The sequence below is a fragment of the Psychrobacillus syltrankelensis genome (assembly GCF_055454035.1).
In genome coordinates, this window is sequence record NZ_CM144227.1 from 614,773 (window position 1) to 636,590 (window position 21,818).

The 21,818-nt window shown below is 32.9% G+C and carries 20 protein-coding genes and 1 other annotated feature; of the genes, 15 read left to right on the top strand and 5 right to left on the bottom strand.

Going from position 1 to position 21,818, the window contains the following annotated elements:
• Positions 1-482 precede the first annotated feature (482 nt).
• Positions 483-1,028 (top strand): hypothetical protein, encoded by a 546-nt coding sequence (locus ACTSKG_RS03150; RefSeq protein WP_464756698.1) that lies wholly within the window; start codon positions 483-485, stop codon positions 1,026-1,028.
• A gap of 52 nt (positions 1,029-1,080) precedes the next feature.
• Here ACTSKG_RS03150 and ACTSKG_RS03155 read toward each other — a convergent pair whose 3' ends face one another.
• Positions 1,081-1,242 (bottom strand): hypothetical protein, encoded by a 162-nt coding sequence (locus tag ACTSKG_RS03155; RefSeq protein ID WP_464756699.1) that lies wholly within the window; start codon positions 1,240-1,242, stop codon positions 1,081-1,083.
• Between the two features lie 265 nt (positions 1,243-1,507).
• Between ACTSKG_RS03155 and ACTSKG_RS03160 the strand changes: the two genes are divergently transcribed.
• From ACTSKG_RS03160 to ACTSKG_RS03175, 4 genes are all read left to right on the top strand, one after another.
• Complete coding sequence (locus tag ACTSKG_RS03160; protein WP_464757952.1) at positions 1,508-1,912, top strand: GNAT family N-acetyltransferase; 405 nt, start codon at positions 1,508-1,510, stop codon at positions 1,910-1,912.
• 80 nt (positions 1,913-1,992) lie between these two features.
• Complete coding sequence (locus ACTSKG_RS03165; RefSeq protein WP_464756700.1) at positions 1,993-2,601, top strand: hydrolase; 609 nt, start codon at positions 1,993-1,995, stop codon at positions 2,599-2,601.
• 92 nt (positions 2,602-2,693) lie between these two features.
• Positions 2,694-3,542 (top strand): GNAT family N-acetyltransferase, encoded by an 849-nt coding sequence (locus ACTSKG_RS03170; RefSeq protein WP_464757953.1) that lies wholly within the window; start codon positions 2,694-2,696, stop codon positions 3,540-3,542.
• Between the two features lie 136 nt (positions 3,543-3,678).
• Entirely contained in the window at positions 3,679-4,569 is an 891-nt protein-coding gene (locus tag ACTSKG_RS03175) for a serine/threonine-protein kinase (RefSeq protein WP_464756701.1), read from the top strand.
• Between the two features lie 62 nt (positions 4,570-4,631).
• Here the strand turns inward: ACTSKG_RS03175 and ACTSKG_RS03180 are convergent, their stop codons facing one another.
• A complete protein-coding gene (locus ACTSKG_RS03180; protein WP_464756702.1) occupies positions 4,632-5,093 on the bottom strand; it encodes a DinB family protein in 462 nt (153 codons plus the stop codon).
• A gap of 523 nt (positions 5,094-5,616) precedes the next feature.
• Here ACTSKG_RS03180 and ACTSKG_RS03185 point away from each other — a divergent pair.
• The 5 genes from ACTSKG_RS03185 to ACTSKG_RS03205 all read left to right on the top strand — a co-directional run bounded on the left by ACTSKG_RS03185 (position 5,617) and on the right by ACTSKG_RS03205 (position 11,104).
• Positions 5,617-6,129: a shikimate kinase gene (locus tag ACTSKG_RS03185; protein WP_464757955.1), complete on the top strand. Its 513-nt coding sequence runs from the start codon at positions 5,617-5,619 to the stop codon at positions 6,127-6,129.
• 293 nt (positions 6,130-6,422) lie between these two features.
• Positions 6,423-7,463 carry a DUF1835 domain-containing protein gene (locus ACTSKG_RS03190; RefSeq protein ID WP_464756703.1) on the top strand — a complete coding sequence of 347 codons (1,041 nt, stop codon included), beginning with the start codon at positions 6,423-6,425 and terminating at the stop codon, positions 7,461-7,463.
• 123 nt (positions 7,464-7,586) lie between these two features.
• Positions 7,587-7,852: a binding site (T-box leader), on the top strand.
• 97 nt (positions 7,853-7,949) lie between these two features.
• A complete protein-coding gene (lysS, locus tag ACTSKG_RS03195; protein ID WP_464756704.1) occupies positions 7,950-9,410 on the top strand; it encodes a lysine--tRNA ligase in 1,461 nt (486 codons plus the stop codon).
• Positions 9,411-9,716: 306 nt separating this feature from the next.
• Entirely contained in the window at positions 9,717-10,313 is a 597-nt protein-coding gene (gene lepB, locus ACTSKG_RS03200) for a signal peptidase I (protein WP_464756705.1), read from the top strand.
• Positions 10,314-10,513: 200 nt separating this feature from the next.
• Positions 10,514-11,104: a DUF2441 domain-containing protein gene (locus tag ACTSKG_RS03205; RefSeq protein WP_464756706.1), complete on the top strand. Its 591-nt coding sequence runs from the start codon at positions 10,514-10,516 to the stop codon at positions 11,102-11,104.
• A gap of 151 nt (positions 11,105-11,255) precedes the next feature.
• Here ACTSKG_RS03205 and ACTSKG_RS03210 read toward each other — a convergent pair whose 3' ends face one another.
• Positions 11,256-12,275 (bottom strand): NADH:flavin oxidoreductase/NADH oxidase, encoded by a 1,020-nt coding sequence (locus ACTSKG_RS03210; protein ID WP_464756707.1) that lies wholly within the window; start codon positions 12,273-12,275, stop codon positions 11,256-11,258.
• A 179-nt stretch (positions 12,276-12,454) separates the two neighbouring features.
• Between ACTSKG_RS03210 and ACTSKG_RS03215 the strand changes: the two genes are divergently transcribed.
• On the top strand, positions 12,455-13,663 hold the full coding sequence (locus ACTSKG_RS03215; protein WP_464756708.1) for an argininosuccinate synthase: 1,209 nt from the start codon (positions 12,455-12,457) through the stop codon (positions 13,661-13,663).
• Positions 13,660-15,036, top strand: a complete 1,377-nt coding sequence (argH, locus tag ACTSKG_RS03220) for an argininosuccinate lyase (protein ID WP_464756709.1) — start codon at positions 13,660-13,662, stop codon at positions 15,034-15,036. Before ACTSKG_RS03215 ends, argH begins: the two co-directional genes overlap by 4 nt.
• 129 nt (positions 15,037-15,165) lie before the next feature.
• Here argH and ACTSKG_RS03225 read toward each other — a convergent pair whose 3' ends face one another.
• A complete protein-coding gene (locus tag ACTSKG_RS03225) occupies positions 15,166-16,023 on the bottom strand; it encodes an MBL fold metallo-hydrolase (RefSeq protein WP_464756710.1) in 858 nt (285 codons plus the stop codon).
• Between the two features lie 670 nt (positions 16,024-16,693).
• Here ACTSKG_RS03225 and ACTSKG_RS03230 point away from each other — a divergent pair.
• Positions 16,694-16,819, top strand: coding sequence for a hypothetical protein (locus ACTSKG_RS03230; RefSeq protein WP_464756711.1), 126 nt, complete (start codon positions 16,694-16,696; stop codon positions 16,817-16,819).
• Between the two features lie 94 nt (positions 16,820-16,913).
• Here the strand turns inward: ACTSKG_RS03230 and ACTSKG_RS03235 are convergent, their stop codons facing one another.
• Positions 16,914-17,081, bottom strand: a complete 168-nt coding sequence (locus ACTSKG_RS03235; RefSeq protein WP_464756712.1) for a YjcZ family sporulation protein — start codon at positions 17,079-17,081, stop codon at positions 16,914-16,916.
• Positions 17,082-17,729: 648 nt separating this feature from the next.
• On the opposite strand from ACTSKG_RS03235, the gene ACTSKG_RS03240 reads away from it, so the two are divergent.
• Together ACTSKG_RS03240 and ACTSKG_RS03245 are read left to right on the top strand one after the other, a co-directional pair.
• Positions 17,730-20,102 (top strand): glycoside hydrolase family 65 protein, encoded by a 2,373-nt coding sequence (locus ACTSKG_RS03240; protein ID WP_464756713.1) that lies wholly within the window; start codon positions 17,730-17,732, stop codon positions 20,100-20,102.
• A 142-nt stretch (positions 20,103-20,244) separates the two neighbouring features.
• Positions 20,245-21,507, top strand: a complete 1,263-nt coding sequence (locus ACTSKG_RS03245) for an ABC transporter substrate-binding protein (RefSeq protein ID WP_464756714.1) — start codon at positions 20,245-20,247, stop codon at positions 21,505-21,507.
• Positions 21,508-21,818 lie beyond the last annotated feature (311 nt).

The following is a 21,818-nucleotide window of genomic DNA, read 5'->3' on the forward strand; positions in this document are numbered from 1 at the left end:
AAAGTAAAGGAAAGAGTGTTCTGTAACAAAATGAAAAGAATTATCCAAATCAGGTTCAACTTCATGCCATTCATACCGATACTTCGTCAGTGAACCATTTCCACATACTGGGCTAAATTATTCTTTAGAATTATATAGCGGGTAATTTAGCTGAAGCAGTAAGGTGGATTTCAAATGATTTAAACAAAAATTGAGAATAAGTGCTTATTAATCCAACGGCTGCGTTGATCGTTGTTCCTCAACTAGGCTATGCAGGTTAGTGAAATAACTGCATTTGCAGACTTGGAGGTAGTTATTTGAATATAACGAAGAATAATGGTTTTGAGTTTTTGAATTTATTAGTACAAGAGAAGTAGAAATTCATAACTCTCAACCCGTTGCAGGTTAGTTCAACAAGAAATAGGCATAGATTCAAAAAAAAGAAGGTTTTTTTGATATTACATAGAATATTACTAAAACTGCAAATAAACGGAGGGATTAGAATGAATTTTGTTGGATTTAATAAGAAAACTAAGGGTTTATTTTATTTTTTCCTTTTGTTTTTAGTTTTGGGATTAATAAGTTTCAATCTAGCTGATTTAATAAAATCTAAATACAGTGTGGTTCGTGATAACTTAGTTAATCAAATTAATGGTAAAGAGCTTTCCAATAATGATATCAATAATATCGAAAATACTCTTCAAGTTATTAATGACAAATTTCATACATCTGAAAGTATTGCGATATATGCCAAAAAAGACGTAATCAATGACGTACAATATTTAGATTTAGATTTAATAGAGGCAGAATATTTGTTTCCAATAAATGCTGTAAAGGAAGGGAAATTGATAACTGAATTATTTTACCCAACTGAAGGATTCAATGCAGGGAAATATTATATCGTACATAGCTATTTTCCAGATTGGTATTATTTATTCCCAGTTGGATTGTTTACTGTAAGCGGAGTATTATTTATATTTTGGCTTTTATTTCAAATTAAATATGTATACACCTCAAGAATTTTTAGGCTAAAACTTAAAATTAATTAATCTCTAACTTGCTGAGATACTTAAATAAGCCATCGCCTTTTTCGATCACTTTTTATGCAAGATATGGATCTTCTAGTATGCCTACCGCAATTACCGGTACATTTAATGCTTCTTTGTATGCTTGAGCAAACAGAACTTGGTAACCAGGAGTATTTGCTGGTTTTATTTTACCTGGAGTTGCTTCACCACCACTTGAAACATGGAACACATCCACTCCAGCATCTTTATATTTTTTAGCAATTCTAATGAATGCTCTAGTCGGTATCCATTATCCAAATACTCAACAGTTGTTATGCGGGATAGCATTCCGTTTAATGAGTCCTTTTTAGATTGTGTTAGTTATGTAAGGTTGCAGGTGAAGGAGGATTTAGAGGGCTTTTGTAGAATATTGATAGATATGTTCATGTTCTTTTGAGTGAGCACGGGAAGAGAATATTTAATAACAAATTATTTGTGGGGGTTAAGAGAAAGTGAATTATATGATTATTGATGAGTTTAACGATAAACAATTACAAGATTTACATAGTCTATTTAAAAACGAATGGTGGACGAAGGAACGTGAGCTCACAGAAATAAGAAAAATGGTAGAAAACAGTGCTGTGGTAGTTGGATTAGTTGATAATGATACGGAAGATTTAATTGGATTTGCAAGAGCGATTACAGATACACTTTATCGAGCGTTTATTTTCGATGTTATTGCAAAAGAGAATTCTAGGAATAGTGGAATTGGTACTATTTTGATGAAAAGTATTCTAGAACATCCACTAGTTCGAGAGGTAGACAGAGTAGAACTATATTGTCCTGAAAGATTAGTAGGATTCTATGAAAAATTCGGTTTTTCAACAGATGTAAATGGTAGTAATTTAATGAGATTAAAAAAATGACCAGTATAAATAACTTATTAGTAAATGGATAACTTACTATCTTAAAGATTGAAGAAAATTTTTAAAGGGTGAGGGGAAGTATGGGTTCAAGAATAATGCACTTGGTTAGCGCAAATAGAATCGCAGAGTATCTATCGATAGAAGATAAAATACCCTTTTTAATAGGAGGCATTGCTCCAGATGCTGTTTCACCTAAAGATTTGTCACATTTCTTTATAGGAGAAGTAGAAGATTATTCAAGAAGTATTGATTATAAAGGATTTTTACATAAATATGCTTCGCAAGTAGAAAGTCATTATATATTGGGGTATTTTACACATTTGATCGCTGATGATATATGGCTGAAAGGTTTTTATCTTCCTTGGTTGAAAAACAGAATGGAAGCTAGTAAAGAAATATTAAGTTTATACCATAATGATTTCCGATTACTGAATGGAAAATTATTAGAATACTATGGTTTTACGGATGAATTGAGAAAAATGCTAAAGTTCCCTTCGACAGTCCTTGATTTGCAAGAGGTTAAATCCAAAGAGGTTGAACAATTCATTCCTTATGTATTAGGTGATCTGGAGTACGATAAGGAAGTTATAAATGAAAAACTTAATGTATTTACGTTTGATCAGATAGTTGGTTATATAGAGACATCAGTTGATAAGGGGTTATTGAATATAAAACCTATCCTTACTTAATATATTTTTAAATTACATTCTTCAGCTAAAGTGGATGGGTCATTATATTGTATGTTGCTTAATAGGAGGTGGGATAACTGATTAATTCAAATATTAATTTTTCGAGTAGAATGCTTAGGATATTAGAATACGCTGAAAATGAAGCCCAATTATCAAAATTTAAGGTATTACAGCCAGGATACCTCCTAATAGCATGTTTGAATGAGAAAACAGGAGCTCTTGGAGAAATATCTCTTAAAAGCAATTTAGACATTACCTCACTGAAAGAAGAATTAGCGAAAATGGAGGATATTCCAAATCAAAATACAACAAACAGTGTTTTTTTCAACGTGAGAGTTACTAAAAATGTAGTTAAAGTTATGGAAGTTGCTATTAGTTATATGAAAAGATATAACCAAGTATATGTAAATGAAGGTCATTTACTTAAAGCATTAATAACAACAAATGTAATTGACAATTTCTTGTCCAATGAGACTAGAAATATAATTTTATCCCTTGGTACTACCTCGCGAGATATGATTACTAATATTGGGAATTATTCATTCCCAGTAATTAATTCATCCTTTGTCCGTAAAGTTAATAAGAAGGATGTTAACGATCTTGTTCATTTTATTGAAACTAATTTCTCGATTGAGTGGTCACAAACTATTAGAGAAGCATTCCTATTAAGTGATCCTCCGATATACATTGCTTTAGATAATAGCGGAGATATTGTTGGGTTTGCTGCATTTGATATTTATAAGAGTAAGAAATGTTATTTTGGTCCTATGGGTGTTGAATTAACCAACAGAATTAAAGGGATTGGCTATTCTTTACTGCATCATTGTTTAAAAGATATGAGTGACATTGGTTATGAGTATGCAATTATTGGAGATGCGGGACCAATAGAGTTTTATGAAAAAGCATGTAATGCTGTTGTAATTCCTTCAGATATAGTTTAAAGCACTGAATATAATATAAAAAATAAAGGTAGTATTAAGAAAGTTTTATATTAACTAGTTTTAGAATAAAAATCTATAAAAGATTTATCAAAGAAATAGAATAAGTCCTTATTTGAACAATAACTGGAGGTTTTACATGGACGAGTTGCAAGTTATATATTTAGATAGAGTATCATTCCAATTAATAGAGAAACATAACTTCGAATGGCTAAAAGATTATGGAGAAGTGTTCAGCGTTTTTGCTGAACAAGATTCTGGAAATATATGCTTCGGAATTGAAAAGGATGGAATAAAAAAGTTTGTGAAATATGCAGGTGCGAAGACGAAAGAATATTCAGGACTACCAGAAGATGCAATAGCAAGGTTAAAGAATTCAATACCAATTTATCAAGATTTACAACACGAACACTTAATAAATCTACTTGACCATTTTGAGGTTGAGAAGGGATATGCGTTAGTTTTTGATTGGTTTGATGGTGAATGTCTTCATTCCCATTGGTCATTTCCTCCTCCTCATAAATATACTCATCCTGATTCCCCTTTTTTTCGATTTAAACAGTTGCCTATTGAAAAGCGCTTAGAATCATTTAAAAGTATTTTAGAATTCCATGTCAATATGGAAAAGAATAATTATGTAGCAGTTGACTTTTATGACGGGAGTATTTTATATGATTTTAATAAAAATGTAACTAAGATTTGTGACATTGATTTATATCAGAAAAAACCATTTATAAATACAATGGGTAGACTTTGGGGTTCATCTAGATTTATGTCCCCAGAAGAATTTGAATTAGGTGCTGAAATTGATGAAATAACGAATGTGTTTAATATGGGGGCAATAGCATTTGGATTGTTAGGGGGAGAAATTGACCGTTCTATATTAAAATGGGATGCAGGTAAGGAACTATATGAAATAGCAATAAAGGCAATTAATACAAATAAAAAAGAAAGATATTCAACAGTAGAAGAATTCTCCTTAGCTTGGGATTCAAAAACGGATCTTCTGATTCAACTAACGGAAGGATAGTTGAAATATAAAGTCAAAACCTATACTTTACAAGCATAAAGAGGTTTTGACTTATATTATAATTACTTAAATAATAAATCTGAAGAAATTGGTTTAATCCCGATTTCCCTTGACCAAATAGATAATTGTCCAATATGGTGAACCTCATGTGTTATGACATGACGGATTATTTTATCATAAGAAAAATTATATGTAGTTCCATTCTTACTTTTCATTTCAATAATTTTTTTACCAATTTCACTAGTATAAGATTGTAAAAAAATGAGCGTATTCGTTTTTGTAATATTTGAAAACTCGATAACTTCCTTTAGATTAGATATAGTATTAATATCTTTAATAATTACCGGTGTTCCTATCATTTGATTAAACCAAATTTGCTCACAATCGATTACATGAAATAAATTATGTAAGATACTTCCCAGCCCTCCAACACGTTTCTTAATTAATTCTTCATGTGAAATATTTTGACACCAATTAAACCATTCTTCTCTTACTTTCCAATTATATAAAAACATATCTAACATTTATTTCCCTCCATTTAAAGAAAGTATTCAAGTGTATTATCGCAAATATCAATATATTTTGATATATTCATTTTAGATAAGTGTTAGTATCTGAATAATTGCAGCAAAGGTACTTTGGTGAATAAGAAGAAGTTAATATTGAAGAGTTATCTAAATCGAGGAAAGTCTAGGTGGGGTGAAATGATGGAATTAATAATAAGAGCAGCATTTATTTTAAATCCAATTTTAGCAATTGTATTTTGCTTAAATTTAGTATCACTAATCAAAAAGGTTAGTAGAGATACCGAAGCTCATACATCCAAAAATACAATTTGGTTGACCATTTCAGCTTCCTTTATCATATTCAGTATAACTTGGTTGTTTCTATTTATAAGATAATTTTGTAAAAAGATGAGTAATGCGGCTTTACTTAAAATTCGTTAAGATATTTTCTAACTGAACAAAATACGAGTTTCTTAATTATTATTTGGAGGAAATACGTTGGAAAAATTTTTTTATATTTGGACCACAAGCTGTTGGGAAAATGACAGTTGGACAACAACTATCGTCCTTAACTGGATTAAAGTTGTTTCATAACCCTATGACCATTGATTTATTAGAACCTCTATTTGGATTTAGTTCTGAAATGTGGAGTCTAACACACTTATTTCGTCGAGAAGTATTTCTTTCCTTTTCCAAAAGTGATCAATACGGAATGATATTTACGAAAATATGGTATTTTGATCAAAAAGAAGATTGGGATGAGATTGAAAATATATGTAATATTTTTAGTTCTCAAGGGGTTGAGATCTATTTCGTGGAATTAGAAGCAGATGTAGAAGAGAGGCTAATTAGAAAAACAACCCATCGACTTGAACACAAGCCAACCAAGCGAAATGTCGAGCAATCGGAACAACATTTACTTAGCACATTAGAAAATAGAAGGTTAAACTCAATAGATGGTGAAATCAAAAGAAAAAATTACTTACGAATTAACAATACAAAATTGGATGCACAGGAAGTAGCTCTTATGATCAAAAATGAATTTAACTTATAGTTGAAAAATATTACTTTATGCAGAACTGAAGATACTTGTTAGATAAAAAAGAAGGAGTATTTATTCATCTTATAGTAAATAAGTGTATTTTAAGTAGTGTTGCTGATAGCTGCTGCATTTTTCTCATAAATCGGTAGCAATTAGTAGAGCCGCTTTTTTACTAATGAATAACGATTGTCAGAGATGTGTTTATGGTAAAATTGTGGAAAAGGTGGTAGGTCCTAATTAAAACTAAAATCAATTATCCATTTATCTATTTTTTTATGGAACCCAATGTCGTTTTTGTTTATCACATGGAAACACAAAAATATGTAACAATTTCGGATTTGAAAGATATTGGCAGATGGGAGACATTTGAACTTAATCATACAGAAAGCTTTGAAACGTTCAACTACAAGAAAAGCCAGCCAGTTGAAGGAAAAGGATTCATGATAAATCAGGATGATATGAACAAGATGGTGGAAGAAATAAATAAGCATATTCAAAAAAGCCGACATATGAAGGGGGTGGTGAATCAATTTGGTGCTGTACATATCGTAACTTCAGAGTCTGTTGCAGGTTCTTTAAGAGTAGGAGTTGAAAGACCAAAGACTGTAATTGGATTTCCAGACTCCTTTTCGATTGGCCCATTGTGGAAGTTAGATGAAAAAATTGGTCAAAGCTTTCGTGAGGAATGGCTATTTGAAAATATTAACTTTGAGCAAGATGATTATGAATATGAAAATAAGTTTAACAATACACTGCGTGAGATTGAGGATATAGCTAATAATGTTCCAATCTATATTTGGTGTGGTAATAATGCTGATGAACAAACAGGTCTTCGTTTTTACCTCTATTTATTGCGAGAAAAGACAAATGATATTTTTCTTATGAACTCTACTGAATTCTATAAGAAATATAGTGCTACTGAAGAAGTGCAACCTATTTTGCATACAGCTCAAATTGATCCGAAAAATCTAAGATTATTTTTTGAAAAAAATAAAGAGAATAAACCATTATCTCCTAAAAAACGACTTCAATTTCATAGGGAATGGGAAAAACTATCCCAATCTAAAGAAGTGTTACGTTTGTGGAAAGACGATAAAATTAAATGTATATCAGAAGATCATTATGATCCACTCATTATCGAAACAATTGAAAAGCTCCATCATAAACAAGGAACGAAAGAATTTATAAGGACTGGAACTGTGATTGGAGAAATCTGGACACAAAAGGAAGCTTATATGGATTATTTCTTTTTAGAATATAGGATTCGGCATTTAGTATACAGTGGTGTACTCGAGTTAAAAGGAATACCTAAATCAATGAGACATTATAGTATAAAGCTTCGGTAGTTCTTAATTACATAAAAATTATAAAAATAAACCAATAAAGGAATTGTAGTGAAATACAATTCAATTATTCATTGACTCAACCATTTAGTTACGATATAGTTTTCTTAATTATCTAATATCAAATATACGGCTAAGAAGAGAAGAGTAGTTTTGATCCATTATTTCCAGAGAGCTCCTATAGGTGAGAAGGAGTAATAATGTTCTTAATGAAAAAAGTCTCTGAGCTTCGCACGGATCTAAAATTTTTTAGTGATACTGCGACGGGATCTCCCGTTAAAGAGATAGGGTATAATCAATTTTTTAAAAATTGCCGTACCCGAAGAGGTTGATGTGGCAACATATCAATAAACTGAGGTGGTAACACGAAGCTAATGGCTCTCGTCCTCAAGATGAATAATCTTGGGGGTGGGAGTCTTTTTGTTGTTTTTCGTATAAATTTTATAATTCAAATTGCATTAAAAAAAATATAGACTGGAGTGAAATACAATGAGTAATGAACAAAATACTCAAAGAACAGAGAAATTAGAGACATTAAGAAATCAAGGAATTCATGTATACCCAGAAAAATTTTCAGCGAATTATGAACTTCATGAAGCGGCAATGCTTCAAGACGGAACATCTGGAGTTCGAGTTGCTGGAAGAATAATGAGTATTAGAAACTTCAGTAAATTGAGTTTCATTACGCTTTCAAACATTCATGGAAACTTACAGCTTCTTTTTAAAAAAGAGGAAATAGGGGAAGATTCATTTTATCAATTCCATCATTTATTGGATATTGGAGATTTTATCGGTGTGGAAGGACATATGTATACAACTAAAACGAAAGAGAAAACACTGCGTATGGAGAGCTATGTGTTTCTTGGAAAGGCATTGAAAACTCTTCCAGAAAAATGGCACGGATTAAATAATGTAGAACTTCGATATAGACAGCGTTACTTAGATTTAATCATGACAAAGGATACTCAAAATCGTTTATTAGTAAGAACTAAAATGGTACGTGCCATTCGTAGATTCTTTGAAGACTCAGATTTTTTGGAAGTAGAAACGCCGGTATTACAGCATACTTCCTCCGGTGCACTAGCTAAACCTTTCAGTACATATCATTATTCTTTAGATACTGAATTAAACCTAAGGATTGCCCCGGAAACCTACTTAAAAAGACTAATTGTAGGTGGTTTTACCAAAGTATTTGAAATAGCAAAGTGCTTTAGAAATGAAGGGATCAGCCCTCAGCATCTGCAGGAGTTTACTATGGTTGAAGGATACGCAGCATACTGGAATTATGAGGATACGATGAAATTAATGCGTGAAATGTTTCTGTATGTACTTGAGAAAACTTTTAATACAACGATAATTACAATGCATGGTCAAACAATTGACTTCTCATTAGAATGGGAGATTGTCTCGTTTAGAGATCTAATATTAAAAGACACTGGTATTGATATAATCCTATTCATGGACGTTAAAGAACTATATCAAGAAACAAAAAGAAAAAATATCAACTTAGAACATTCGGATATTCATTCATTAGGGAGAGGAAATTTAATTGATCTTCTATACAAAAAAATGTGTCGTCCTCAACTTATAAAACCAACATTTTTAGTTCAGCACCCTATCGATTTATCTCCGTTAGCAAGAGCTAATGATGATAACCCTACTCTTACAGATCGATTCCAATTAGTCGTGAATGGTGCTGAAATTATTAATGCCTATTCTGAGCTGGTTGATCCAATCGAACAAAGAAAAAGGTTAGAAGCTCAAGCTCTTCTTAAGAGTAATGGAGATGTAGAAGCTATGGAGATGGATGAAGATTATCTAATAGCCATGGAATATGGTATGCCACCCATATCTGGATGGGGATTCGGCATTGAACGCCTACTAATGGTACTAACTGATTGTGATACGATCAAAGATTGTGTTTTATTTCCGTTAACTAAAAAATTATAAACTTCATGAAATTGAATCTTTTGGTATATAAATATTAATGGGTTTCAAATAGGTTGATGGAATACTAAAATAACATTTTATACTCTATGGCACAATGATTCATCAAACTTCCTTTCCAGCTATAGTTTTCACTACTTTTTTCTGAAGGCATTTTCATTATCTATGGTGTAGAACCTTTTGCGCTTACTAGATGAACAACGAGGATGTTAGATTAATAAGCAGGTAAAATAAAATACATGTCGAAATAGTCAATATCACAAGTTACCAACTAATAGACAAATATTGAAAGAAAATGAGGTGTTGAACTTGGTAAAAACGAAAGAAAAAAATGAATTAATAGAATGGGTTAAAGTAATAGGAATTGCTATTTTAATAGCATGGGGAATACAGTTTTTCTTATTAACACCAATTGTGGTTAGTGGAGCTTCAATGATGCCTACATTTGAAGACGGTGATAAAGTAATTATTAATAAATTTGGCCCAAAATTAACGGAGTATAAACGATTTGATGTGATTGTTTTTGAAGCAAAAGAAGACACTAATTATATCAAGCGTATAATTGGAATTCCTGGAGACCACATCGCCTATCAAAACGATGAGCTTTTTATTAATAATAATAGATACGAGGAACCATACTTAGATGAATATAAAAAAGAATTAAAAGATAATGGGAAATTAACGGAAGATTTTACGTTAGACGAGTATCTAAGTGAAAAAGTTGTACCTGAGGGTTACTTTTTTGTATTAGGAGATAATCGTCGTTTTAGTACAGATAGTCGAGACCCTAGTGTTGGATTTGTTCCAATAGAGAAAATACTAGGTTCTGCAAGAATGATTTTTTGGCCTTTAGATAATATAAGGATTATAAACGATAAAGGGACTAGCGAGACGACAAATAAGTAATCCTGTATTCTTCATCAACTTACGTATTAATTTAATAAAAAAACAATGAGCTGCATAGACGGCTCATTTTTCTTTCTTTACAAATTGTGAAGGTTAGTTTTACGAAAGGTTCTGCTCCAAATTAAGAATGATCACATTCACTAAACTAATGAGAAATTAATTCATCATGCATGATGATGTTGGTTAATAGGAGGCAGTCAATGGAAAAGAAAGAATTGTATGTTTACCATATCGTTACTCGAAAAAAAATGAGTCTTGGGCAGATAATTAATTTTGACAATAACCAAAAGAACACATTATACAGCTTCTTTTTTGAAAAGGAACAGTTGAATTCTAAAGGTGAAGACTTCATTCAGATTTTACAAAGTAAATATACAAATGAAGGCTTGAACTTGAATAATGAAGATGCCCAAGTAGCTTTAAATTATGTTGGCCAAACAATCAGAGCTATTAGAGAAGTAATAGTAGAAATGGTTAGAATACAAGAATATCCTGAATATCCTTCAAGGTTGTCTTGCTTATTTGCTTCGAAAAGCTATGAAGATGCATTAAAATGGAAAGCATTATTTGAGTCTTACAATAGAAAAGTTTTGCAGATTGTTAGACTTCGAGTTATTGGGGAATCTTTTGAGGGAGATGGGAACCTTTTACCAAAGGAGGATGGGGTCCCTTTTTCTAAAAAAATTGAACAAGCTAGAGAATATTGGAAGGGTAATGTAAAAAGTGGGCTACCAGAACTTTTAATTAATGGAATAATTGAAGTGGTAGAAATTATTGAAGATTTCTCATAAAATTCATTGGTTTATTGTTTTTAAAGTTCTTATTTAAAAATCTGGGGCGTTGTTTCGAGTAGAAGTAATCCTAAGTATTAATGATATGGAAGAAAGTAAACCGCGCCTCAGCCTAGCTGACAATAGGGACGGTTTACTTTTCTTTACTTAATTAAAATCCTCGTTTATAAGGTGTAGGGGGTACTGTTTTACCTGTGATAACTTCTTCTGCATGTAGTGCCCAATATGGATCCTTTAACATGCCTCGTCCAATAGCAACTAGTTCTGCGTCGCCTTCTTCGATCACTTTTTCTGCAAGATTTGGATCTTCTAGTATGCCAACTGCAATCACAGGAACATTCAATGCTTCTTTGTATGCACGAGCAAACGGAACCTGGTATCCAGGTGTGTTTGCTGGTTTTATTTTACCAGGAGTTGCTTCACCACCACTTGAAACATGGAATACGTCCACTCCAGCGTCTTTATATTTCTTAGCAATTTCTAATGAATGCTCTAATCCGTATCCATTGTCCATATACTCAACAGCGGAAATTCGGAATAGGAGTGGCATTTCTTTTGGCATGACGCTACGAACTGCTTGAATAACTTCTACTCCAAATTTGGACAAGTCTTTTCCATACTCATCTGTTCTATTATTAATCGCTGGTGAGTGGAATTGATGGATTAAATATCCGTGGGCTCCGTGGAGTTCAATCGTATCAAATCCAGCTGTCACAGCACGTTTTGCAGCTTCTTTATATTTTTCAACCATCTCTTTGACTTCCAAGGTTGTCAGAGCTCTTGGTATTTTCCATCCTACATCTACAGGAATATTAGATGAGCCAACAGGTTGTATTGCATCTGTTGCTTTTCTACCCGCATGCGCAATTTGAATACCGATTTTGGAATCATATTTATGCACCTCATTAACGATTCTTTCATATGCAGGAATTTGCTCGTCGAACCATAAGCCTAAATCGAAATCAGTGATTCTACCATCTGGATCAACGTCGGTCATTTCAACAATAATCAGTCCTGTTCCACCAACAGCTCTAGAAACATAATGTACATAATGCCAATCATTTGGGGAACCGTCCTTTGCTTCCACTGAATATTGACACATTGGAGCCATTACTATTTTATTCTTTAATTTAAGTCCTTTTAATGTAATAGGGGAAAATAAATTCGACATTCCAACACACTCCTTTCTACTATTATCTTTTTATCTTTCACTGAAATCAATTAAAGTGTTTTGCAAATGAATTTATTGCTCATATTTATGAAGTATTTGTTGTATTTATACATTCCATGTGATAAATTGTGTATATTAATACTGATTTATTGTATATAAATACAAAGGAGGATTATAAAATGAACAAAAAAGTCGTTTTAGCATATTCAGGGGGACTAGATACATCCGTAGCAATTACTTGGTTGAAAGATGAAGGGTATGACGTAGTCGCAGTTTGTCTAGATGTTGGCGAAGGAAAAGATCTAGAATTTGTAAAAAACAAAGCAATAGAAGTTGGCGCTATTGAAAGTTATATGATTGATGCAAGAGAAGAATTTGCGAATGAATATGCATTAATTTCTTTACAAGCACATACTTGGTATGAAAACAAATATCCACTTGTTTCCGCATTATCACGTCCGTTAATTTCTAAAAAGTTAGTGGAAATTGCAGAACAAACAGGAGCAACTGCTGTAGCACACGGTTGTACAGGAAAAGGGAATGACCAGGTACGTTTCGAAGTTTCCATTAAAGCATTGAATCCAAGTTTAGAAGTAATTGCCCCAGTTCGTGAATGGAGCTGGAGCCGTGAAGAAGAGATTGCATACGCAAAAGAGAAAAATATTCCTATTCCAATTAATTTAGATAGTCCATTTTCTATCGACCAAAACCTTTGGGGTCGAGCTAATGAATGTGGAATTTTAGAAGATCCATGGGCTGCTCCACCAGCAGATGCATACGATTTAACGGTTGCATTAGAAGATGCACCTGACACTGCGGATATTATTGAAATCGAGTTTATAAATGGTGTTCCTGTTGCGCTTGATGGTGTGGAATACAAACTATACGAATTGATTTTGAAATTAAATGATTTAGCAGGTAAGCACGGAGTTGGTCGTATTGATCACGTAGAAAATCGTCTTGTTGGAATTAAATCACGTGAAGTATACGAAATTCCAGGTGCTCATACATTACTTCTTGCACATAAAGAATTAGAAGATATTACACTAGTAAAAGAATTGGCTCACTTTAAACCTGTAATGGAGAAAAAACTAACAGAGCTTATATATGAAGGACTTTGGTTTTCTCCACTAAGAACTGCTTTAGAAGGATTCTTAAAAGAAACACAAGTATATGTAAATGGTACAGTTCGAGTGAAATTATTTAAAGGACATGCAATTGTAGAAGGACGTAAATCACCAAACTCTTTATATGATGAAAAACTTGCTACTTACACAGCAGATGATGAATTTAACCATGCATCAGCAGTTGGATTTATCGAACTTTGGGGTCTTCCAACAAAGGTTCATGCCATGGTGAACAAGGGAGCAGGGAAGGTGAAAGCATGAGCAAACTTTGGGGCGGAAGATTTCAAAAATCAGCAGAACAATGGGTAGATGAATTTGGAGCCTCTATTAGTTTCGACCAAACATTAGTAATGGAAGACTTAGATGGCAGCATTGCGCATGTTCAAATGCTTGGAGACTGCAATATTTTACCTTTAGAAGATGTACGGAAGATTTTAGGTGGTCTCATACAATTAAAAAATCGTGCAGCAGAGAATGCATTAGAGTTTTCTGTTGCAAACGAAGATATTCATTTAAATTTAGAAAAAATGCTAATTGATCTAATCGGACCTGTAGGTGGAAAGCTGCATACAGGCCGCAGTAGAAACGATCAAGTAGCAACGGATATGCATTTATTTTTGAAAAATAGAGTAGGAGAAATAATTGAGTTAATTGAGCTTTTCCAAAAAACAATTGTCGCTCAAGCCGAAATCCATGTAGAAACACTTGCGCCTGGATATACCCATTTACAACGTGCACAGCCAATTTCGTTTGCTCATCATTTAATGGCATATTTCTGGATGCTTGATCGAGACAAAGAGCGTTTTCAGGATTCCATTAAACGTATAGACATTTCGCCACTTGGAGCAGGTGCTTTAGCCGGAACTACTTTCCCAATCAATCGTAAGCTTTCCGCAGAATATCTTGGTTTCTCGAATGTTTATGCAAACAGTATGGATGCGGTAAGTGATCGTGATTTCATCGTGGAATTTTTAAGTAATTCTTCTATGTTAATGGCGCATTTATCTCGCTTTGCTGAAGAAATTATTTTATGGTCAAGTTCAGAGTTTAACTTTATTGAACTAGATGATTCTTTCTCCACGGGTTCAAGTATTATGCCACAAAAGAAAAACCCTGATATGGCCGAGTTAATCCGTGGAAAAACGGGCCGTGTTTATGGAAACTTGATGGGTTTATTAACTGTAATAAAAGGATTGCCACTTGCTTACAACAAAGATATGCAAGAAGACAAAGAAGGTATGTTTGATACGGTGCATACAATCGTTGGATCGTTGAAAATATTTGAAGGAATGATTCGCACAATGACTGTTCATACAGAACGACTACGCGATACCGTTCACAAAGATTTTTCAAATGCGACAGAGCTTGCCGATTATCTTGCAGCAAAAGGGCTTCCATTCCGCGAAGCGCATGAAGTGACAGGAAAGTTAGTATTCATATGTATCCAACGCGGTTATTTCTTATTGGATCTCCCGCTAGAAGATCTGCAAGAAGCAAGCAGTCTAATCGAGTCCGATATTTTCGATGTATTATCACCATTAGCTGCTGTAAAAAGAAGAAATTCACTTGGTGGAACAGGCTTTGAACAAGTTCTTCTTCAAATTGAAGAAGTTAAGAGACGGTTTGCATATTAAAGACTGTAGATAATACTGATTTTCATATTGAATCATAATCACACAGACATTAAACATTCAATTTGACAATGAAAAGCCATCTCATATCAATCTTTATGAGATGGCTACTTTATTTACTTGATTAATTTATCAATTAAATTGTTGTGACTTTACGATATAGTCGTTAACAAATGCTTTTATGAAAAAAATTTCATTCTCATTAGGGTCCCTTTTATTTTCTAACTTAAAGCTCTCCATAGCATTTTCTAGTGATGTAGAATTTACAGCTTTACTTGCTCCTGTTAACTCTTTCCAATAAATATTCATTTCATCTTTATAACAGATAGACTCATGACCTAGTAGGAACATTTCAGAATCATATTTTTGAATGTCTTTTATCATAGGTAATAACAATAACTTCTTGTAATGAAATAAAGAGTTTGTAGTCGTACCATACGTACTATCACCTAAAAAAATTACTTTTTCATCAGGAATATAAATGATTGTAGAGTCATCAGTATGAGTGCTTTTGATCCTTTCAATTATGCAAACTTTATTTCCTAGATCAATAGTTAATGTTTTTTCAAAGATTACATCTGGAGAATTCAACTTAAAACTCTCCCTATTTTCCATCTCAATTTGTATTATCTTCATACACATAGAGCTCATCTGATTATTAATGACATATTGATTGAGTGAAATATCATCATACGAATAGCTTTTCCATTCATTTATCATTTTATTTGTTTCACTATTAACTATAACAGTAGCATCAAATTCATTCATACCTAGAAAATGATCCCAATGTGCATGCGTAATTACCAAATATTTAACTGGTGGTACATCTAGCTTCTCGATTTCTAGTAAAAAGTCCTTAGCATGTTGAGTAGAATTACCAGAATCTATGATTAAACTACATTGGTCACCAATTACCAAACCTAATGTCGGTCGATCTCTATCATCTTGATTAGAAAAATAATAAATACTATCACTTAATTTATTTAACATGTTAAAACTCCTCTATTCTAATAATATTAATTAATTTTATGAAAGAGAAAATCTACATGTATATTCCAAAATTAATAAAATAATTTAAGATTTTCTCATTTTATTTATTTACCATTGGACTTAGACCTCCTTTACTAATATGGAAAAGTATAACATATATATTAAAATCTAAGTTATTTTTATAAAAATTTTAATACCTTTTTTACTCTTCAATTATTTATAATTCGATGTTCGAATACAAAATGAAGCCATTCTTCTCAAATGAGTATTAAAACTAATTGTATTAGAAAGGGCTTATCCGCGACTCTCCGATTATTAATCACCAATAGCCTCGCTATCCGAACCATAATCGGATTATTCTGAATCTAAACAGCCGTTTTATTTATTGAAATTCACCTGAAGAGTATATGGACAAGAGTGTTTCAGAAGGGAAGTCCCTATTTTTGCACACCAATTTTTATTGCGGGCAAATGAGATAACAAATCGTTCGTAAACAGAAATAACATTATATAAGCCTAAAAGAAGTGCAAAACATTTGAATGGTCATTATTACGTTGGATTAATTGTTGATGAAACATTAAATGAAACTCCAGTCGGAATGGAATATATTTAAACTACAACGGATTACATTAACATCAGAGGTAAAATAGCTAGTATAGGTGAACTTCATATGAAGTTATTAAATTGGGCTGAAGAACAAGGATTACAAAGAAACTTAGAGGCTTTTATTGTAGAAACATATCATAAAGGTGAAAATAATGAAGAAGTGGTAGAAATTTATTTGCCAATTTTTTAGACACAAATTATGATTAGAAAAAGGAATCACAAAAAATGTATATAAAAAACTAAAAAAGACAGGTTATCATAACCTGTCTTGCTTATACCCTATATTAGCAACCTTCGACAACACCATTTGATAGGAAACTTGCGCCAATTATTATTAATAAAATAAACAGAACAATAATTAGAGCAAATCCTGATCCTAATCCTGGTCTTGCATATCCCGGTCCGCATACAGGTCCGCAACCATATCCATATCCTCCATAACCATAACCCATTTTGTACACCTCCTAAGGCGAGATAATTCATTCTATGTCAATATTGGATGTTCACCTGATTCATTTGCTTATTTTTTTAAAAAAAATATTTTTTAATATCACTGGAGGCACAGCCGAGGAGGTATGATGTACCTCTCAGTTATAAATTAGTTTATTCAATACTTTAAAAAGTACCGGGGCTAATACCTGAAGTACCAAAGAAAATTAAGATTTAATCAAAGTAAATCATATACAGAACGGGGTTACTAATCCTTGTTGCCCGCTAAAGAAAAACAGCGCAAATGATTTCCGCTGTTTGGATAGCATTCCTCTAACGAGGCGTTTGTTTACTCGTCACTACGTTTCAGGGGCCATCATTTCCGTTTGATTTCACTTTTATATTGTTTTAAATTTAATCATGAAATTGATTCAATTTATTCTCCTAAAAAATTTACCATGAGCAAAACCTCCCTAAAAATTTACTATTAATTTATTGACAATTATGAATTGCAGAACTATAGTTGGTATGTAAGGGCTTACATTTAATTACCAAAAACTAAAACGTTTTCGTTAAAACGAATTAATACTTTAAAGCGCACGTTTTTTTCGATTTTCCGAAAACGTTTTCGGATTCTTGACTTTTACTTCTAGAAAGGAGAATCTCATATTTTGATAAATTATTCACAAGGTAAGGAAGAACTAGAGAATTGGATTGTTTCGGAGGTGCAATTCAATCCAGAATCACTTGGAAAAAGCGAGGCAATCATGTGTCTTGGAAATGGCTATTTGGGATTACGCTCTGCAACAGAAGAGCCATATAGATGTGAAACAAGAAATTTGTTTGTTAATGGTACTTTTAACAAGGCAGATAAAAATGAGGTCACTGAGTTGCCCAATTTAGCAGATGTGACAAAAATTGATATAAGAGTAGATGGTGAACGATTTAGTCTTGAATTTGGCAAAACAAGAGTCTATGTACGTCAATTAAACTTAAAGACAGCTGAACTGACAAGAAATATTGAATGGACTTCTCCTAAGGGGAAAAAAATTCAATTTCAATTCAAACGGTTTGTCTCACTTCATAATTTGCATTTGATTGGGATGAAAATGATCGTAAAAAGTGTAACAGATCCGGTTCAAATTTCCTTTGATACTGGTATTGATGCACAAATGAGTAACTCAGGCTCACAGCATTTTCTTGAAGGGGAGCGTAGAATATTCGATAAAAAATTCATTCAGTTAGTTCAAACTACGAATGAATCAAATATTGATATTGTTCTTAATACTTCCCACAAAATTATTATAAACGGAGAGGAAAGAGTAGTAGAACCTGAGATGAACATGACTCGCCGTAAAGTGTGGCTTACATATGATTTGGATCTCCAGACTAGCGATACACTGGAAATGGAAAAGTTAACAACAGTGTATACAAGTCGTGATAAAGAATATGTTCACTCCGAATACAATATTCTCCAACTACGTGAGAATTCATTAAACGATATATACGTCAATTCTGAAAAAGGATATGAATTGCTTTTTCGTTCTCATCAGGATATATGGCTAAATAAAGTGTGGAATGCATATAACTTAGAGATTAATAGTAATGATTCCTTTGATCAACTTGCTTTGCGATTTTCACTTTATCATTTAACTATTATGGCACCTGCACATGATGAAAGAATGGGAATTGGTGCGAAAGCATTAAGTGGTGAAGGGTATAAAGGACATTCGTTTTGGGATACAGAATTATTCATCCTCCCATTTTTCATCTTTTCAAATCCAAAAGTTGCAAAATCACTTTTAATGTATCGTTATCATGGTTTAGAAGGTGCAAGGAAAAAAGCAGTTGAAAATGGATATGTAGGAGCGATGTTCCCTTGGGAAGCAGCTTGGCCGACTGATGGAGAAGTAACACCGAAACTTGGGGATATAGATATCGTTACAGGTGAACAAACCAAAATATGGTCAGGATTTATAGAACAACATATTTCCGCAGACATTACATTTGCAGTTTATCAGTACTATAGTGTAACAGACGATCATGATTTCATGAATAGTTATGGATATGAAATTATTTTTGATACAGCAAGGTTTTGGGCAAGTCGTCTCGAGTGGAACGAAGATAAACAAGAATATCATATTAACGATGTAATTGGCCCCGATGAGTACAAAGAACATGTCAATAATAATGCATTTACCAATTATATGGCCTATTTTAATATGAAACTAGCAATCCATTATTATGAAAAATTAAAAAATGAAGACTTACAAATAATAACAAATTTGAATAAAAAGTTAGATTTAAATAATTCATACCAACTTTGGCGGTCGAAAGTAGAAAAAATCTTTTTACCTAAACCTCAAGAGGAAGATTTAGTAATACCACAGGACGATACGTACTTAGAGCTAAAAAAAATAGATCTGACAAAATATAAAAATCAAGAAAGTGTTAGAACAATTTATCGAGATTATAATCCAGAACAGATTAATTCAATTCAAGTGACAAAGCAGGCAGATACATTAATCCTTATTTACTTGTTGCAACAAACTTTTTTGCATGATGATCTTCGTTTTTCAGAGGCTGTCAAACAAGCTAATTATCATTATTATGAGCCTAAGACATTACACGATTCGTCTTTAAGTTTAGCCACTCATTCAATTTTGGCAAATGATATTGGGGAGTTTGACTTAGCGTATTCTTTATTTAAAAAGGCTTGTGAAGTCGATTTAGGATCTTTGTTGAATACTTCAGACGATGGCATTCATGCAGCCGCTATTGGTGGGATTTGGAAAGTGTCGATATTTGGATTTGCCGGATTAAGACTAAGAGATGGAAAACTATGTATTAATCCAAAATTACCAAAACACTGGCATCAAATGCAATTTACAATTCATTGGAAAGGTCAACCTATAACAATTTTCCTTTCAACTTCTTCTATATCTTTAAAAGCAGAAAACAAGGTTAAAGTAGCATTTGAGATATATGGGAAAAAGTATGAGTTTGACGATTTTATTAATATAGAATTCAATTCGATAATGTGAATAGTAGATACTTGATGACGTTTTCAAACGATTCGACTTTCATTCTAATTTAATACTAAGAGAAAGTAACAAATGTAGGTAGTTATAAAATGTTTTGTCATTTTATTCTATAGAAATTCAAACTTATGGGGGAGGAATTCAAATGAAGTTCCAAAAAAGAACGTTCGGTAGTTTATTAGTAGTAGCATTATTAATGATTTTAGCTGCATGTAGTGGGAATGGCGACGCTGGAAATGCGAGCGAAAACAAAGATGACTCTGGAAAATCAACCAAGCAAAAAATCACCATTTTCCAAAGTAAAGTTGAAATTTCTGATCAGTTAGAAGCGCTAGCAAAGGAATATACGAAAGAGACTGGCGTGGAGGTCGAAGTTTGGGGAACAACAGGGGATGATTACTTCCAACAACTGCAGATCCGTATGAATAGTAATCAAGGACCATCCATCTTTAGTCTTCAAAATATAACGGAAGCAGAAAAAATGAAATCATATGTTTACGATATGAATTCAGAAGGATATGTAAAACATATTGCACCTGGAATGGAACTTAAAATTGATGACAAAATTGTTGGTGTTCCTTATGGAGTTGAAGGATTTGGATTGGTTTATAACAAAGACTTAGTTAAAGCTGAAGACGTTGCTGATTATGACTCTTTTGTACGTACTTTAGAAAAATTTAAAGCAGAAGGTATTAATGGACTTGGGCTTTCGAAAGAAGCATATTTCTTAATTGGTCATATTAGTAACTATCCTTTTGCATTACAAAAGAATCATTATGAATACATCGATAAGTTGACCGAAGGGAAAGTAACAATGGCTGAAACGAAAGAGTTCCAAGAATTTGGAAAGTTTATGGATGCGATTAAAGCAAACACTCCGAGTCCTTTAGATGTGACATATGATAAAGAAGTTGGTGACTTTGCCGCTGGAAAATCAGCTATGATTCATCAAGGAAACTGGGCTTTTGGTATGCTTTCTGATTTCGATTTTAATTTCGAGGTAGGTATGCTTCCATTCCCATTAATGGGTAATGATAAATTGGCTGTTGGAGTCGGAAATAACTGGGCTATCAATGGTAAAAAGGATGAAGCGGAAGTAAAAGCGGCAAATGATTTCTTAAATTGGATGTTTACAAGTGAAATTGGTCAGAGATATATTGTAGAGGAATTTGGATTTGTTCCTGCTTTGACAAATATTAAATCAGATAAATTGGATCCTTTATCTCAAGATGTGTTGAATGCTTCTAATAGTGGTAAAACAATTCCTTGGGCATTAAATTACTATCCAGCTAATATAATTCCAAATGATTTTGCACCAAAAGCAGAAGAATTCTTCTTGTCAAAAGATATGACTGGTAAAGAACTTGTTGATAAGTTAGATGATGCTTGGAAAAACGCTGTAAAGTAAAATTTGGACAAATAATTATATCTTTGAATCAATTTCATAAATAGCATTAAAATACTAAAACACGAACAAAACTGCACTTATTGATTGGAGCGACAGGCGGCGACTCCAGACGGAGGCCAACAGGATGTTGGTCACGAAGGCTTTGCCACAAGATGTGGCGCTCTTAGCCTTCGTTCCACGGAGACAGATGAGTCATCGCAAACGACGCGAATGAGGCGGTGATGGCTCATCACTCACCCCGCGGAAAGCGTCCGCCGATAGCGGAAATCATGCTGATTTATAAAGCGAATATTATACGTGTTCAAGGATTT